Genomic DNA, 16,196 nt, shown 5'->3' with positions numbered 1-16,196 from the left:
TATTTTGAAAATTTGTGGCGTTGTTGGTGGTATGGGGCCAGAAGCTACCGCATTATTTTATATGAAGCTTATTAAGCAATTTACGCATACCAAAGGATATCCTCCCATTCTCATGTATAGTGTCCCTGAGCCCTTTCAAGTTGCTGATAGTTTCTTACAATGTAATCAGGGCGGACACTTACTGCGAGAACTTGTTCTGGAAGGCATTCAAATTATACAAAATAAGGTTGATTTTTGTGTAATTCCTTGTAATACAGCTCATATTTATATTCATGAAATACGCGAAGTTTCTAAAGTTCCGCTTTTTAGCATTGTAGAGGAGACGTGCAGGCATCTAGCAGCCCATAAAATAAAAAAAGTAGGAATTTTAGCCACAGCGGCAACTATCGAGAGCCATTTATATACAAGACCATTATATGAAAATAATATAGCATCTATATTACCTTCGACTTATCAGCAAGCTGTAGTATCAGAAATAATATGCCGACTGGTAAAGGGAGAAAAATTGGAATCTGATAAAATGGCATTACTTGCTATTATTGAGAACCTAAAACAAATGGATGCTGAATGTGTAATATTAGCCTGTACGGATTTACCTATTTTGCTTTCCCAAAGTGATACTAGCTTTCCCCTGATTGATACCATGGATATATTAGCGGAAGTCGCTAAAAATGCAATAATCGGTGAATATAATGTTAGCAATACATTAAGTACTGCATAAGCGATATTATTTTTTGGCATTTTTACGTTGTTATGATAAAATTAAAGTAAATGCGATAATTGTATTTGAATATAAAATAAGGAGAAATATATGGAACAATTTGAAAATGTTTCAATCGTAAAGCAGGCAAATGTATATTTTGAGGGAAAAGTAACTAGCCGGACTGTCATTTTTGCTGATGGAAGTAAAAAGACCCTGGGAATTATGCTGCCTGGTGAATACGAATTTGGTACGGCTGCTGCTGAAATAATGGAAATTGTAGCAGGTGATATGGAGGTTCAGTTTTCTGGCGACGAAAAATGGCATACTTATAAGGGTGGAGACAGCTTTAGCGTAGATGCTAATTCTAAATTTAAGCTCAAGGTAACTACCGTAGTCGATTACTGTTGTTCTTACGAAGAGAAGTAAACTCTCAATAGAGAATAAGATAGGCTGACAGTTGTCACAGGCTTGGCTTGTGACAATTATTTTTGTATATAGGAGGATTGGATTGTTGAAGAAATTTAAAATTATGACGATTGTTTTAACAATTTTACTCATAACTGGAATTGGGTATGCTCAAGAAGGCAAAATACAATTAACTTGGCGGAATGCAGAAGATGCCGTTATGTACGAATTAGAAGTTGCCAATGCGCCGATCAAAAATAATCAAAAGGCATCAAGTAAGCAAACTGTTTTTACTAAAACCAACATTTCGACTCCTGGTGTGGAGTTGAATTTATCTTCTTTTAATGGAGAAAAATTAAATAAGCTATATTATCGGGTTCGCCCTTTGGATTTAGATAAAAATCCCATTGCGGCTTTTTCTGCTCCAGTTCCTATCAATAAGGGCGCTCTTAATGTAGACAAACCTACGATTACTTCCGTATTAAAGAAGAATCATCCTGTCCCGCTGTACCCGGTGTATTCCTGGATTCCTGTGTTAGGGGCTGCTTCTTATGAAGTGGAAATTCTCAACAATCGCCCAGAAAACCCAAATGGAACCGAAGCATCCCAGTATAGAATACGTTCTTATACAATAGATGGCGGATCTGGATTTGATTGTTATGATACTCATTCTTATGTGGAACCCGGAACATATTATTATCGTGTCCTCGCCCGTGATGAGAAAGGAAGAGCAATCGGAAAATATTCGGATGTCACTTCCTTTACTGTGAAAACAGGCAGAACAAAATGGGCCGTGTTTGGTGATAGTATTACCCATGGTGGTGGAGCTATCTCTAATCCTCCATCAGATGAACGCTTTGAATATGTGTCTTATTTGCCTTTCCCAGTGAAGAATTTAGGCAGAAGTGGCGATACCAGTGAGATGATGGTAGAGCGTTTTGAAGAGGACGTACTTCCTTTTCAGCCTCAATATATGTTTATTTTAGGTGGTTCAAACAGCATTCGTGGTGGTACCTCAGGGGAGGCAGTTATTGCAAACTTAGAAACAATTCGTCAGAAATGTGAAGAGAACGGAATCACCCCTATCTTTTTAACACTTCCTCCGATTAATCCAGAAAGAATACAACGAGTATTTGGCCAACCTACAGCTGATAACTGGCAAGTAGAAATAGAAAAGGTCAATAATTTTGTTAGGAATCAACCTTATGCCATTGAAACCTATGCATTGTTAGCAAATGAAGCGGGAAATCTACCTGTAAAATATGGACAAGATGGACTGCATCCAGATATTTCGGGTAAAAAAATCATGGCTCGCTCCATTCAAGAATTTCTAAAAAACCACCCCTCTTTTAAATAATATACACATTGATGCCGCTAGTACGTCAAATAAGACGTGCTAGCGGTATTTTCTATGTTGTAAAATTTTTTTATAGGCGATGCTTTACTTGGATAAACTATCTGTAAATGGTAATGAATGTGGTATTGGGGAGGTCATGGTGAGAATTTTAGTTGTGGAAGATGATCAGATGCTCAGAGAGGTAGTTGTTGACGTTCTCAAAGAAGAAAAGTATCTGATTGATGAAACAGGCAGCGGTGAAGAAGGATTATATTTAGCATTGCAAGGTGTCTATGATCTGCTACTACTTGATATTATGTTGCCGGAGATTAATGGATTAGAAATTGTGAAAAATTTACGGTCACAAGGTAATGCTGTACCTATTTTGTTATTTACAGCCAAAGATAGTGTGCAAGATAGAGTAGTGGGTTTAAATAGCGGTGCCGATGATTATTTGATAAAACCCTTTGCCATTCCAGAATTATTAGCGAGAATTCATGCTCTATTAAGAAGGACAGGCATGGGGAGCAAGGAAGGGGAGCTAGGTTATGGCGATGTTTCAATAAATCCGAAGCTAAAAGACGGTTTTATAGGAAAGCAGGCTTTGCAATTAACCAGTAAGGAGTATGAACTATTAGAATATCTTATATTAAACCAAGGACATATTTTAACAAGGGAACAAATCTTTGATCGCATATGGGGCTTTGAGTCGGAAACTACAATTGGAATTGTTGATTTATATATTCATTATCTTCGCAAAAAAATGGCATCTCATGGAGGAGAAAATCTAATTCAGACAATTCGGGGAGCGGGTTTTATGATGAGGGAGAAATAAATATGTTCCAAAAAACTCTGCGAAAATTGACTGTTTTAAATTCCATAGTATTTTTATTAATATTCATTGTTTTTGGTGGAATGCTCTATGGATATATAGCACGGCAGTTATTTGATGATATTGATGAGTCAATGGAAGAAAAAGTGGAGGCTTTTCGTCTTGTAAATGGACGCCCAAGGTTAGGGGGAGCGCAAACTCCATTATTTGACTCTCGGATTCTAATTTTTTTACAGGATGTAGAAGGGAATGTTATAAATCCATACCCCTTTCCGATTGAAGGAATTTCCTCGGAGATTCTTACTTCTCTAGCTGATGGGGGAAGTCAATGGCAAACAAGGAAAATACAAGATCACGCTTATCGACTGCGAACCTTTCCCTATTCTAATCAGGATAATGTCTTGATAAAAGACAGGAAGGAATATCGAATTAAAGAATTGCTAGGTGTTAGTATTGTTGACTTTGAGGTAACTATGTTACACCGTTTTTTATTAGTCATCGTAACGGGGCAGATCATTGGTATGACTGCAATTATATTAGCAGGATACTTTTTAGCTCGTCGGGCCTTGGTGCCAATTCAGGCTGCCTGGGAAAAGCAATATCAATTTGTGGCAGACGCATCTCATGAATTACGTACTCCTCTCACCGTAATTAAAAGCAATGCGGAGCTATTATTGCGTTACCCAGAGCACACAATTGAACTAGAAACGATTCGTATCAGAAATGTTATTCGAGAAACGATACGCATGAGTAAACTGGTTTCAACCCTGCTTACCTTAGCTAGGGCCGATGCTGATGAAATAGAGATTCAAGCCGTGCCTGTTATTTTAAATGAAGTAATACAAAATGTTGTGGAGCAATTTGAGCCATTAGTACAAATGCAAAAAATGAAGTTAAAGGTTGATTGTAGTGAATTGATATCTTTAGTAGCTGATAAAGAACGTCTGCAGCAACTTTTTGTTATTCTAATGGATAATGCGATCAAATATACTTCCGAGTTTGGTTGTATCAGTATTAGTTGCCGCAAGCAATCGAGTCAGGTTGTGATCAAAGTGATAGATACAGGGATTGGAATTGAGTCAAAAGATTTACCTTATGTTTTTAATCGCTTTTTTCGTGCTGATAAAGTTCGTACCCGAGAAAAAGGAGGGGTTGGGTTAGGGCTAGCTATCGCCCAATGGATTGTGGAAAAACATTGTGGAAAAATTTGGATAAAAAGCGAAATTGGAATGGGTACAGAAGTTTATGTTTCATTACCAATAGAAAAGTCATAAGAATGGAAAGACGCCTTCAAAAGGTGCCTTTCTTTTTTTATATACATGGCAATTACTTTGAGATAAATGCTGATATCATACAGTACTTACCAATTAGAATCTAAAGAAAATCAAAAAATAAGAACGTAGAATGAAATCAATAGTTAGGACTATTGTATAGGCAAAAAATTAAGGAGGATACATTACATGTTACAAAAGAAAATTCGAGTAAAACCTGTTGTTTCGTTACTAGCAACTGGATTGCTGGTGTTAAATACAGCAATATCCTTCGCTGCTACGTCAGAACTATCATTAGATGAAAGTATTGCGTTGGCATTACAAAATAACCCTTCCATTAAGATGGCCCTTGCTGATAAGGATAAAGCCTTCTGGGGCATAAAAGAAACAGAAGCAGGGAATTTGCCAACCGTATCTTTAGGCAGTAGCGGCAACCGTTCTGGTGCAGAGGGAGCAGCATCCAACGATAGTTTTAATACGTCTCTCAAGGTAAACTGGCCTTTATATACGGGAGGAAGAGTGGAAGGCTTAGTTGATCAAGCGAAATCCAATGCCAACATAGCCAGTGTTGGTGTAGAGAAGGTAAAGGAACAGGTAAAGTTAGATACAACAACTGCTTATTTTAGTGTGTTGCAAAATAATAATTTGATAAAAGTAAATCAAGAAACAGTGAACAGCCTGACAGAGCATTTAAAAAATGTGAGAGCACAATTTGAAGTCGGAACCGTTGCAAAGTCCGATGTGCTGCGTTCTGAAGTAGAACTGGCGAACGCTCAGCAGAACTTAACCAAAGCACAGAATGCCTATGATGTATCTGTTGCAAGTTTTAACAATATAATCGGTATGCCACTTGATAGCCAAAACACGATGAAAGATGATCTCGCTTATGTTCAATATGGAATGACTCTAGATGATAGTATTCAAATGGCATTACAAAAGAGACCTGAAATTATTCAATCTCAGGAGACGATAGATGCAGCCAAAGCAGGCATGAAAGTTGCCGATAGTGGAAAAATGCCAACAGTAGCTGTTAGTGGGACGCAAGGCTGGAATGGCTCTAATTTCCCAGGCGACAAGAGTAATTGGTCTGTTGGGGTTTCAGCCAACTGGAATGTATTTGATGCCGGAGTTACCAATTCTAAAATTAAACAGGCCAAAGCAGCTATGGATAAGGTAAATGAAGGGGACCTTCAAACTCGCACAGGAGTAGAGTTAGAAGTTCGTCAAGCTTATTCCAGCATGAAGGAAGCAGAAGCTCGTATTGAAACTTCCAAAGTGGCAGTAGGTAAAGCAACAGAAGATCTAAAAGCTTCTCAAGCAAAATATTATGCTGGTGTAGGAACAAACTTGGATGTTATTGATGCTCAGATGTCTCTAACGCAAGCTGATACCAATTCAATTCAGGCACTATATGACTACAATGTGAATAAAGCCAAGCTAGAAAAAGCTGTAGGTATCGGCGTGGAATAATAGAGCAGCAGGAGGTAAAGGTATGTCCTTAGTATGGGGAAAAATAGTACGTTATAAAATATGGATTATTACTCTGGTGATTCTATTGATAGTGGCTGGAGTTGCGATGTATTTATACAAAGGGAGAACGGTGCCCACTCCAGTGGGGGCGACGGTACAGGTTGAGCGTGGCAATATTGTTTCCGCGGTTTCCGCCACAGGAACGATTTCACCTGTTAATCTAGTTGACGTAAGTTCAAAAATTTCTGGTTTGATTGAAGAAGTAAAGGTGAAGGAAAATGACCAAGTTACAGTGGGACAAGTATTGTTAGTATTAGACGATACCCATCTACAGGCACTTGTAAACCAAGCAAAGGCTAGGTTAGCCAATACTGCCAGTATCTATGAACGTACTCAGCGCTTAGAAGCAGTTGGGGCAGTAACAGCGCAGCAGCTTGATACAAGTCGCAGTGACTACAGTGTAGCGCAGGCATCCTATGATGATGCAATCTCTCAATTAAATGACACGGTGATTCGTTCTCCTATCAATGGGCGGGTTATTGGTAAACCAACGCCAGCTGGCCAAGCAGTAGCGCCAGGTGTATCCACACCAATGGTCTTGCTGACAATCGCTGACATGTCCAAAATGCAGATTGAAACACAAGTTGATGAGTCGGACATTGGGAAAATGCAAGTAGGACAGAAAGTGACGTTTACAGTGGATGCATATCCAACGAAGACTTTTAGTGGTGTTGTAGCAAACGTTTCTCAAAAAGCCACGGTCGTATCCAATGTCGTTTATTATAAAGTGCTAGTTGATGTAGACGCTGCAGAGAATTTATTAAAACCTACCATGACGGCTAGAGTTTCGATTCATGTGGCAGATAGTAATAATACTTTGGTCGTACCTTTGGCTGCTGTTAAATCAAATAACGGTGAACAGTACGTGGTTGTTGTAAAAAATGGCAAAACACAAAATACACCAGTTACAACTGGAATCACTAGTGACTCCAAAGTCGAAATATTGAGCGGATTAGCAGAAGGTGACCAAGTGTTAGCCAGTTCGGCTAAAACACAATCAACAAATAATACCAAGGGCGGCGGTGGTATAATTCCTGGTGGCCCACGAGGGATGTAAAGGAGAGGGTTAGGTTGTCAATCTTACTATCTGAAGTCACGAAAGTGTACAAGCTAGGTGGCGAAACCGTGCATGCCCTTGCGGGACTAACACTGAGTATCAGTCCAGGCGAATTTACCGCTATTATGGGACCTTCTGGTTCCGGTAAATCCACGTTGATGAATATACTAGGCTGCCTTGATCGGCCAAACAGCGGCTCTTATATGCTAGATGGTCAAGAGGTAGCTACCTTAAATGATGACCAACTGGCCATTACAAGGAATAAAAAAATAGGTTTTGTCTTTCAAAGCTTTAATTTGTTACCAAGAATGTCTACATTAGAAAATGTGGCACTACCTATGGTGTATGCTGGGGTAGAAAAAAAGGCTCGTCTAGCACGAGCAAGAGAAGTCTTAACAATGGTTGGACTAGAAGAGCGGATGAATCATCAACCAAATGAACTTTCTGGTGGGCAGCGGCAACGGGTTGCCATTGCGCGGGCACTAGTAAATGATCCAACTATTATCATGGCCGATGAACCGACGGGCAATCTTGATACGAAATCAGGTGACGAAGTTATGGCGATTTTCTCCGAACTCAATTCCCATGGCCGGACCATTATTTTGGTTACTCATGAACCTGAAATCGCTGATTATGCCGGACGAGTTGTACATGTCCGGGACGGACTTATTGAGCGAGACGAATGGAAAGTGAGGTGAGTCTATGTTCAGCGAAAGTATTCTAATTGCCTTCGCAGGGCTTAAAGCGAATAAATTAAGGGCAATGCTTACCATGTTAGGAATTATTATTGGCGTTGGCGCAGTAATTGCTATGGTGTCTATCGGTATGGGCGTCCGAGATAAAGTAGAAAGTTCCATTGCTGGATTAGGTAGTAATCTACTTGTCGTCACCCCTGGAGCTGCTTCTTCTGGTGGTTCTCGCCAAGCCGCTGGGTCAGGTATTACCCTAAATGAGAAGGATGCCGTAGCCATTGCTCAGGAAATTGGAGGTGTCAATCTAGTTGCGCCTGCAGTAAGTCGCTCTTATCAAGTTGTATTCGGTAACCAAAACTGGACGACAAGCGTTCAGGGAACAACACCTGATATCCTTGGAGTACGTAGTTATACTATGGAGGAAGGTACCTTTTTTACCAATCAGGATGTTGAAACTAGGGCACGGGTAGCCGTGCTGGGAAAAACAGTGGCAGAGAACTTGTTTAACGGTGGAACTCCTATTGGACAAACCATTCGGATTAATAATGCACCATTTCAAGTAATTGGTGTATTAGAAGCCAAAGGCGAGTCTGTTGGGGGAAATCAAGATGATACCATTATCATTCCTTTAAAGACAGCTCAGGAACGTTTGATGGGGATAACATATGTCCAAAGCATTAATATACAAGCATCGGGTACAGATGTCATTAATCAGGCCCAAGAAGATGTTCAGGCTCTCCTAAGGGCACGTCATAAATTAGCACCTACTACACCCGATGATTTTACGGTGCGTAATATGGTTGCCGTAATGGCTACCGCGGATGCAACAACAAGTATGATCACATTATTGTTAGGCGTTGTTGCCGGATTATCTCTTTTGGTCGGTGGTATTGGTATCATGAATATTATGCTGGTATCGGTTACTGAGCGAACTAGGGAAATTGGTATCCGCAAAGCCTTAGGAGCCAGATATCACAATATTTTATTACAATTTCTGATAGAAGCAGTGGTAATTAGTGTGGCTGGTGGTGTACTAGGGATTGGACTAGGTATAGTTTCCTCTTATGCTGTATCAACAGTTGCTGGTTGGAAAACCATTATTTCGTCACTTTCAATAATTGCAGCATTTGGATTCTCGGTTATGATCGGCTTGTTTTTTGGGATATATCCGGCTCGCAAAGCTGCATTGTTAGATCCAATTGAAGCATTACGATATGAATAACAAAAAAAAGGCAACTTCCTTGATGGAAGCTGCCTTTTTTCATTACTGCTGGATACTTTTACTACCTTTCATTAGTGCTAACTCTTTTTTTATGTTCATAGTAGATACTAATATGGGTCACACTACATATTGAATGTAGATTGTTAAGTTAGAGGAACGATATGCCTAGGAAGGAGGTAAAGCGATGAAGGTTGGTGTAGTTGGACCGATTTCAAAAGACCATGTAACCTTACCAACAGGGGATAAGGTTGAGAAATATGGTGCTGTGGCTTATAGTGTATTGGCCTTAGCTAAACTTTTCGAAGGTACAAAGGATGAGGTTGTCTGTTTATCTCATATCTCTTTGGCTGATGCACCGAGTATTTATGCCTTATTAAATGATCCTAATATCATATTGTCACATATGCACGTCGGAAGAGAAGAAGGCACCGAAATCCAATTAACTTATCTGAATTCACAGGAGCGGGTAAGTCAGCAGATTCGATCAATGTCCCCGATTGCTCTAAAGGAAGTAAAGCTACTTGCTGATTGTCAGTGTATTTTGCTCATGCCTTTAAATGAAACAGATATACCCTTAGCTTGTGCTAAAGAATGGCGGCGTGTTTCCCATGGTACCATTTTTCTTGATGTTCATGGTTTAGTAACAGGTGTCACTAAAGAAGGGAAACGATTTAATAAATATTGGGAGAACCCAAGGGAATGGTTAGGGTGTATCGATATTCTGAAGATGAATGCGAAAGAAGCCCAATGGGTTGCTGGTCATGAAATGGGTCATTACAAAGAATATGTGGAGTATGCCACTAGCGTAGTGAAAGAGGGACTAACTGCCTGTTGGATCACCTTTGGGGATCAATCTTCTCTTGTTGCTTGGAAAAGGGATGAGCGTATCTTATGGGCAAATGTACCTGTGGTTAAGGATTTTGGTCCAGTAGTCGATACGACTGGATGTGGTGACTCGGCATCTGCAGGTTTTTTGTATTCCTATGCAAAAATTAAAAATCCCTTATTAGGGGTCATACTGGGAAATACCTTTGGTTCTTTAAAGGCTTCGTTTCAAGGTTTGAATGGATTTCCCTCTCAGCCTGAGGTGAGAGGCATTATTCATCAGCACTATCGAGACTATCTTCATAATTTACTAGATGATTTTCTTTCCAAAAGTCAAGTTATGATTCACGAGAGTAAGGAGGGTACTGAAGATGAAAGTTTTGTGTTCCACCCAGATGGGCACTGGTACGATAATGGGACAAACCATGAGAGTGGTAGCAATCGCCAAGGAACTTCAACACCGGGGTCACGACATTAAGTTTTTGGCAGGTGGTAAGTTAATTCCGGTGATTCGTGGCTATGGTTTAGAGGTCATTGAGTTTAAAGATATGCCTCAGATAGAAGCTTTTTCGGATGCATTAAGAGAGGACAAAAACAATCAAGAAGAAAAAATGAAAAAAATTAAGGAAGTAATCGATAAGATAAAAACAAAAGAGGTTGAAGTTGGTAATACGGAACGCCCAGATATTATGCTCTGTGGAACCCTTACAGGAGTACAGGCAGCGCAAATACTTGGTATTCCTTCTGTATTTACCTGCTTGCAACCCCATGGAGAAAAAACCCTTGCTATGTTTTCAAAAGGTGTAAAAGATAATTCTAGTATAAAGGTAATTTTTCGTGAAGTACTAGAGGCAGCTGATCTTATTTTACTTGAGGGCATACCAGAATTAGGGGTAGAAGCAAAGTTAGCAAAAGGGTTGGAGTGGGCATCCATTATAAAAGAGAAAGTTCGCTATACAGGTCCCCTATTATTAGAAGATCCTGAATTGTTACCAGGGCAGGAGGAGCTGAAGAGGAAACATATTGGTGGAAGTCATTCTAAAATGGTATATGTAACCATTGGTGGCGGCTCGAAACTCATTGGTGAGGAGTTTTTAAAGTTAGTACTAGAAACTTTTCAGTTGATGCCAAACGTAAGAGGGGTAATTTCTGCTGGTTTAGAGCTTTCAGCAGAGGAGTTTTCATCGTATAATCCACCAGATCACGTTTCTATTTTTAATTTTGTACCAGGAACTGAAATGATACGAGCAAGTGATGTGACGGTTTTTCATGGCGGGTCTTCTACCCTTATGAATTGTCTCGCCTGTGGTAAACCAGCCGTCGTTATTCCCTCCATGGGAGAGCAAGAAGATAATGGTGCTGTTTTATCTAAGCATGGAGCAGGAATTGTTTTAGAAAAGGCTATTTTAACACCGATTATCTTAGCGCAAGCTATAGAAAAAATCTTATCCAGCATTACTTATCAGGAGAAGGCTGAGAATCTTAGAGATTTATGTAGGGTATATGGAGGTGCAGGGGCAGCAGCATCCATGATTGAGAATTTAGTTACTAAAAGAGAGGTGCAATTGTGAAAGCCTTAATTTTGGCTGCTGGAAAAGGAACTAGGCTACGACCGATCACAGATTATATACCGAAACCTATGATTCCTTTACAGGGAAAACCGTTAATGGAATGGGTATTACTTCATCTAATCTCCTGTGGGGTAGAAGAATTTGTTGTCGCTGTAAGTTACTTAGCTGAACAGATCGAAAATTATTTTGGCCGGGGAGAAAAATGGGGCGTGAAAATCAAGTATAGTTATGGAGCTTTGCCTGCTGGCAAGGCTGGAGAAATATGGCGGGCTCGAAGCTTGTTAGAAATTGATAAAGAAAGCTTTTTGGTTGTGCCAGGTGATACCCTTTGCCATCTAAAATATCAAGATGTATTTGCCTTTCACCAGAAACATAATGGAGGGTCTTCTGTGGTATTTTCCACTCAATATCGTTTAGAAGTGGGATTAGCAGAGGTGGACAAAAAGCAAAGAATTATAAAGTTTCTTGAAAAAACAAATCTCAATGAACCAGTTAGTATGGGTTCTTATGTTTTAGATGAAGGTATTTTCCCTTATATCGAGAAGTTTGACCCTGAAGACAATGAAGTGGATTTACCAGGGGAAGTCTTTCCTTTTTTATTAGAACAAGGCGTTCCTATTTATGGTTTCGTTCAAGATTTCCCTTGGTGGGATGTAGGGCGTCTTGCTGATTATGAAAAATTAGTGAAAATGCCCAAAGAAAGAGCACTTGAGATACTTGTGATGAAATAGAAGGAAGGATAACACTAAAAACTGCCGATATTGGGCAGTTTTTTTATGGAACAGGACGTATAATTAACAAAATGTTAATGTAATCCTAATTTATTTTTACAACCGATGTGGTATTGTCAAGGTACAGATATTAAATAATAAGAGGTGCGGCTATGAAATCAAAGAGGATTCTCATTGTCTCAGCATCAATTGGAAATGGGCATATGCAGGCAGCCTCCGCTATATGTGATAAGCTGAGGGAAAGTACTAGTTGTAATTTAGAAATAGTTGATTTTTTACAAGTTGGACAATTTCGTTATTCAAAATTAAACCGGCTGCAAATAGAATTGATGAATCTAATGAAATCATCTTATTATGGAATATTGAAGGTTGCGCCTCATGTGTATAAGGAAATTTACAAAATAACGGAAAAACAGCACACACGCAAAGTGATTGATTTTATTAATGCAGCGAATCAAAAAACGATGGCTAATCTTATTGCTAGTTATCGTCCTCATATTGTAATCTGTACGCATCCTTTTCCTCTCGGAGCTGCATCTGAGTTGCGGTGTAAGAAAAAAAGAGATTTCACCCTTGTGGGTGTGATTACTGATTTTGCGGTACATTCCTGGTGGCTTGGAGATGGAGTGGATCATTATTTTGTTGCCAATGAAGTTATGGCTAGCGAATTACAAGAACATGCTATTTCTGCTAGTCAGATCACCTGCGCAGGTATTCCCGTAGGGAAAAGCTTTACACCAGTTGGTAAGAAAGCTAGAAAGCAGGTTCCCCATGTTTTGGTAATGGGTGGGGGATTAGGATTTGGCCGAATGGAGTCAACGCTTCAAGAATTAGAGAAATTACCAAGTCCTATAGAAGTGACAGTTGTAGCTGGGAAAAATCAAGAATTCGAAGAGCGAGCTAGGATTTTAGCAAGAACATTACACAACAAAGTTACCGTATTACCTTTTTCTCCCCACATTGCAACAATGATGAAACAGGCAGATTTATTAATTACTAAACCTGGAGGCATTACTTGTAGTGAAGCGTTAGCTGTAAATTTACCTATGATTTTATTGAATCCTTTACCAGGGCAAGAAGAAGAAAATGCCTATTATCTTAACGAACAAGGCTCTGCTATTTGGATTCAAGATGAATGGGAAATTGCAGGAAAAACCGCGGCACTTTTGTTTGGAAATCAAAAATGGCTGCAGGAGATGCAAGTAAAGTGTGCTGCAATTAGCCCAGAATTTGCTACTTGTCATATCGTTGAAAAAATTAGTTCGCTTGCTGATGTGAATAAGAAAGAAGCATTCTTTGATTCAGGATATTGGCAAGGAGTAGGTGGGCAATCATGCTAAAAGGGGTTGTTGGAACTAGCTTGAAAGCAGTTGCTTTGCTTGAAAATCCACTATTACAAAGCATTGACTCATCTTGTTGCACTACTCATCAATATTGCAATGAGCAGGCATTGAACATTTTGCAATACAATGGCTTTATGCAAGAGACTGTATTATTAAGAAACTATTATAAGCAGCTTCAAGATGGTGTCATCTGGGCGGATTTAAATTGGAAGAACATCCACCATTTTTTGCATCCAAAAACTCGTCGTGGATTTTGGCATTTTTCAAATGCAGCTGGTGATTATTTAGAATTTTTTAATACGGCTATAAAATTTGTAAGACAGGGCAGTATGAAGGAAGCAATTTTTTATTTAGGTGCTGCGGCTCACTTAGTGCAAGATATGTGTGTACCTCATCATGCAAAGTGCCAGTTATTTGATGGGCATAAAAAATATGAAATATGGGTGGAGAGGCACTTGCGTGAACTATCATTTACGCAATATGCTAATATACCTATGGTAAATCCTGTGGGAGTGTTATTAAAGAATGCCGAGACTGCCCTAGAATTATATAATTATGTAAATGCAGATGCTAGAAATGATCAATATCAGAAGGCGACTGAGATATTATTACCCCTAGCCAATCAGAGTACCGCCAATCAATTTTGTTATTTTTTTGCTAGGGTAAAAAAGATTATGGGTGTGTCCTCTTTGGAGGAGTTTAAATAAAGCTTATGAAGAATTTCTAATAAGAAGATAATTCTTTAATTTATCTATATATTTAATTGTAAAAGTAACAAGATTAAGCCTAAATTGACAGGCTGTGTCTTGTTTTTTTGTTTTTTGTTATGCAATTTGTAGTAATTGAATATAACGTAGAGAGGTGATAGAGTAAAATGAGGAAAGGGAAAGCAGCCCTACTATTAACGAGTTGGAAAATTGCTAGGGCTTATTGGTTCTCGGAGGAAAAGTGGTCCGCTTGGAGATTATTACTTACGGTAATTTCTTTGAATCTGGGAATTGTATATATTTTAGTGTTGATTAATACCTGGCAAGTTAATTTTTATGAAGTGATCCAAAGTCACGACTATGGAGGCTTTATGGAGGCCATTGGGAAGTATAGTATATTAGCCGGCTGCTTGGTTGTGGTAAGAGGCTACCAAATCTATTCCCGTATGCTGCTTCACATCCGATGGCGTCGTTGGATGACTGAGAGGTATTTGTCCGATTGGTTATATAATAAAACCTATTATTTATTACAGCTATCTCCCGATCATGATACGGATAACCCTGATCAAAGGATTAGTGAGGATATTGAATTATTTGTATGGCTGACACTTAGACTTTCCTTGGATTTACTACAGGATCTTGTTACGGTTTTATCATTCATTATGATTTTATGGAACCTTTCAGGTGTTGTTACCTTTTCTGTTGGTGGGTACCTAGTTTCTATTTATGGCTATTTAGTGTGGGTAGCAATCTTATATGCAGGTTTTGGTACCTATTGGACGGTAAAGACTGGACGCCCCTTAGTTAAACTGGATTTTGATTTACAACGGTATGAAGCCGATTTTCGTTTTAGTTTAATGCGACTCAGGGAAAATGCAGAGAGTATTGCCCTGTATGGAGGAGAAAAACAAGAAACATGGAGTTTTGGGCAAGGTTTTAGTAAAGTAGTTGCGACTTACCAAAATATTATGGTAGTACGTAAACACATAACATGGTTGACATCTGCTTATACGCAAATATCTGCAATCTTTGCATCGATCGCTGCAGCGCCTCGTTATTTTAGTAGTCAAATTCACTTAGGACAAATGTTTCAGATTGTCGACGCCTATAACCATGTTCAGACAGGATTCTCTTTTGTTGTTGATAGTTTTACTCGTCTTGCTCAGTGGCGGGCAGTAGTGAATCGGTTAAATAACTTTTTACTTAGTATGGAAATGGTGCGAAGCCAACCACCAAAAGTATCTAAATTAGATATTTCCCGGAAAAGTTTTTCTACCTATTCGGCAAAAAATTTGCAGGTTCTTTTACCTGATGGGTCAAACTTAATAAAGGACTTTTCTTTGTCCATCAAACCTTCTGAAAAATTACTTATTATGGGGGCATCTGGTTGTGGTAAAAGTACACTGTTGCGCACCTTTGCCGGCATTTGGCCTTATGCTTCAGGAACAATAATCGTCCCCGAGGGACAGAAAGTGATGTTTGTTCCTCAAAAGTCTTACCTGTCTTTTAGTTCTTTGCGAGAAACTTTATTTTATCCCGAGATTGTTAAAGGGGATAATGACAAAAAGATACAAGAGATTTTGGTGATGTGCAAATTGCCTCATTTAGTTGATAAACTGAATAAAGTAACTGATTGGGGGCAGACCCTATCTTTGGGGGAACAACAGCGGGTTGCTTTTGCACGAGTGTTATTACAAAGGCCCAGTTGGCTATTTCTTGATGAAGCCACTTCTGCATTAGATGAAGAAACAGAACAAGCAATTTATCAAATGATTGTCGATAAAATGACAAATACAGCTATTGTCAGCGTAGGACACCGTAGTACACTTATGAAATACCATCAGATGAAAATAGAACTAAATGGGGCAGGCAATTGGGCAGTAAAAAAAATTAATAGGTAAAAATAGACCAATTACCTATTTTTACTTTGAATAATTTGTCAAAAGAGGTAACACAATATACTTGTGTTAC

15 protein-coding genes are annotated in these 16,196 nt (G+C 39.1%); all 15 read left to right on the top strand.

The features are described 5' to 3' along the window. Nucleotides 1–4 precede the first annotated feature (4 nt). The 15 genes from QSJ81_RS21445 (at nucleotide 5) to QSJ81_RS21375 (ending at nucleotide 16,126) form a co-directional block, all read left to right on the top strand. Complete coding sequence (locus QSJ81_RS21445) at nucleotides 5–721, top strand: aspartate/glutamate racemase family protein (RefSeq protein WP_285719393.1); 717 nt, start codon at nucleotides 5–7, stop codon at nucleotides 719–721. Between the two features lie 90 nt (nucleotides 722–811). Then, on the top strand, nucleotides 812–1,129 hold the full coding sequence (ppnP, locus tag QSJ81_RS21440) for a pyrimidine/purine nucleoside phosphorylase (RefSeq protein ID WP_285719392.1): 318 nt from the start codon (nucleotides 812–814) through the stop codon (nucleotides 1,127–1,129). A gap of 85 nt (nucleotides 1,130–1,214) precedes the next feature. Next, nucleotides 1,215–2,465 (top strand): SGNH/GDSL hydrolase family protein, encoded by a 1,251-nt coding sequence (locus QSJ81_RS21435; protein ID WP_285719391.1) that lies wholly within the window; start codon nucleotides 1,215–1,217, stop codon nucleotides 2,463–2,465. Between the two features lie 88 nt (nucleotides 2,466–2,553). Beyond that, nucleotides 2,554–3,279 carry a response regulator transcription factor gene (locus QSJ81_RS21430; protein ID WP_502929677.1) on the top strand — a complete coding sequence of 242 codons (726 nt, stop codon included), beginning with the start codon at nucleotides 2,554–2,556 and terminating at the stop codon, nucleotides 3,277–3,279. A 2-nt stretch (nucleotides 3,280–3,281) separates the two neighbouring features. Beyond that, on the top strand, nucleotides 3,282–4,550 hold the full coding sequence (locus tag QSJ81_RS21425; protein WP_285719390.1) for a sensor histidine kinase: 1,269 nt from the start codon (nucleotides 3,282–3,284) through the stop codon (nucleotides 4,548–4,550). Nucleotides 4,551–4,736: 186 nt separating this feature from the next. Beyond that, nucleotides 4,737–6,017 carry a TolC family protein gene (locus tag QSJ81_RS21420; protein ID WP_285719389.1) on the top strand — a complete coding sequence of 427 codons (1,281 nt, stop codon included), beginning with the start codon at nucleotides 4,737–4,739 and terminating at the stop codon, nucleotides 6,015–6,017. A 22-nt stretch (nucleotides 6,018–6,039) separates the two neighbouring features. Further along, the gene (locus tag QSJ81_RS21415; protein WP_285719388.1) at nucleotides 6,040–7,134 is read left to right on the top strand and encodes an efflux RND transporter periplasmic adaptor subunit; all 1,095 of its coding nucleotides are present in this window, start codon (nucleotides 6,040–6,042) and stop codon (nucleotides 7,132–7,134) included. 14 nt (nucleotides 7,135–7,148) lie between these two features. Continuing rightward, nucleotides 7,149–7,832: an ABC transporter ATP-binding protein gene (locus tag QSJ81_RS21410; RefSeq protein WP_285719387.1), complete on the top strand. Its 684-nt coding sequence runs from the start codon at nucleotides 7,149–7,151 to the stop codon at nucleotides 7,830–7,832. A 4-nt stretch (nucleotides 7,833–7,836) separates the two neighbouring features. Beyond that, entirely contained in the window at nucleotides 7,837–9,048 is a 1,212-nt protein-coding gene (locus QSJ81_RS21405) for an ABC transporter permease (protein WP_285719386.1), read from the top strand. Nucleotides 9,049–9,232: 184 nt separating this feature from the next. Further along, nucleotides 9,233–10,351 (top strand): carbohydrate kinase family protein, encoded by a 1,119-nt coding sequence (locus QSJ81_RS21400; protein WP_285719385.1) that lies wholly within the window; start codon nucleotides 9,233–9,235, stop codon nucleotides 10,349–10,351. After that, complete coding sequence (locus tag QSJ81_RS21395; RefSeq protein ID WP_285719384.1) at nucleotides 10,245–11,444, top strand: glycosyltransferase; 1,200 nt, start codon at nucleotides 10,245–10,247, stop codon at nucleotides 11,442–11,444. The genes QSJ81_RS21400 and QSJ81_RS21395 overlap by 107 nt, the downstream gene beginning before the upstream one ends. After that, entirely contained in the window at nucleotides 11,441–12,175 is a 735-nt protein-coding gene (locus QSJ81_RS21390) for a nucleotidyltransferase family protein (RefSeq protein ID WP_285719383.1), read from the top strand. Before QSJ81_RS21395 ends, QSJ81_RS21390 begins: the two co-directional genes overlap by 4 nt. A 152-nt stretch (nucleotides 12,176–12,327) precedes the next feature. Beyond that, nucleotides 12,328–13,515: an MGDG synthase family glycosyltransferase gene (locus QSJ81_RS21385; protein ID WP_285719382.1), complete on the top strand. Its 1,188-nt coding sequence runs from the start codon at nucleotides 12,328–12,330 to the stop codon at nucleotides 13,513–13,515. Continuing rightward, nucleotides 13,509–14,225 carry a zinc dependent phospholipase C family protein gene (locus QSJ81_RS21380; RefSeq protein WP_285719381.1) on the top strand — a complete coding sequence of 239 codons (717 nt, stop codon included), beginning with the start codon at nucleotides 13,509–13,511 and terminating at the stop codon, nucleotides 14,223–14,225. The genes QSJ81_RS21385 and QSJ81_RS21380 overlap by 7 nt, the downstream gene beginning before the upstream one ends. Nucleotides 14,226–14,392: 167 nt before the next feature. After that, on the top strand, nucleotides 14,393–16,126 hold the full coding sequence (locus QSJ81_RS21375; RefSeq protein ID WP_285719380.1) for an ABC transporter ATP-binding protein/permease: 1,734 nt from the start codon (nucleotides 14,393–14,395) through the stop codon (nucleotides 16,124–16,126). Nucleotides 16,127–16,196: the final 70 nt, after the last annotated feature.

Origin of the sequence: Pelosinus sp. IPA-1 (genome assembly GCF_030269905.1) — a bacterium.
GTDB lineage: Bacteria > Bacillota > Negativicutes > DSM-13327 > DSM-13327 > Pelosinus.
The sequence above is the reverse complement of the archived record's forward strand: the minus strand, read 5'-3'. Positions and strand labels throughout refer to the sequence as shown.

Excerpts from the sequence above, each read along its gene's own strand:
- QSJ81_RS21380 (WP_285719381.1), top strand. The coding sequence starts at position 13,509 with ATGCTAAAAGGGGTTGTTGGAACTAGCTTGAAAGCAGTTGCTTTGCTT.
- QSJ81_RS21400 (WP_285719385.1), top strand. The coding sequence starts at position 9,233 with ATGAAGGTTGGTGTAGTTGGACCGATTTCAAAAGACCATGTAACCTTA.
- ppnP (WP_285719392.1), top strand. The coding sequence starts at position 812 with ATGGAACAATTTGAAAATGTTTCAATCGTAAAGCAGGCAAATGTATAT.
- QSJ81_RS21405 (WP_285719386.1), top strand. The coding sequence starts at position 7,837 with ATGTTCAGCGAAAGTATTCTAATTGCCTTCGCAGGGCTTAAAGCGAAT.
- QSJ81_RS21385 (WP_285719382.1), top strand. The coding sequence starts at position 12,328 with ATGAAATCAAAGAGGATTCTCATTGTCTCAGCATCAATTGGAAATGGG.
- QSJ81_RS21395 (WP_285719384.1), top strand. The coding sequence starts at position 10,245 with ATGAAAGTTTTGTGTTCCACCCAGATGGGCACTGGTACGATAATGGGA.
- QSJ81_RS21375 (WP_285719380.1), top strand. The coding sequence starts at position 14,393 with ATGAGGAAAGGGAAAGCAGCCCTACTATTAACGAGTTGGAAAATTGCT.
- QSJ81_RS21420 (WP_285719389.1), top strand. The coding sequence starts at position 4,737 with ATGTTACAAAAGAAAATTCGAGTAAAACCTGTTGTTTCGTTACTAGCA.
- QSJ81_RS21415 (WP_285719388.1), top strand. The coding sequence starts at position 6,040 with ATGTCCTTAGTATGGGGAAAAATAGTACGTTATAAAATATGGATTATT.
- QSJ81_RS21425 (WP_285719390.1), top strand. The coding sequence starts at position 3,282 with ATGTTCCAAAAAACTCTGCGAAAATTGACTGTTTTAAATTCCATAGTA.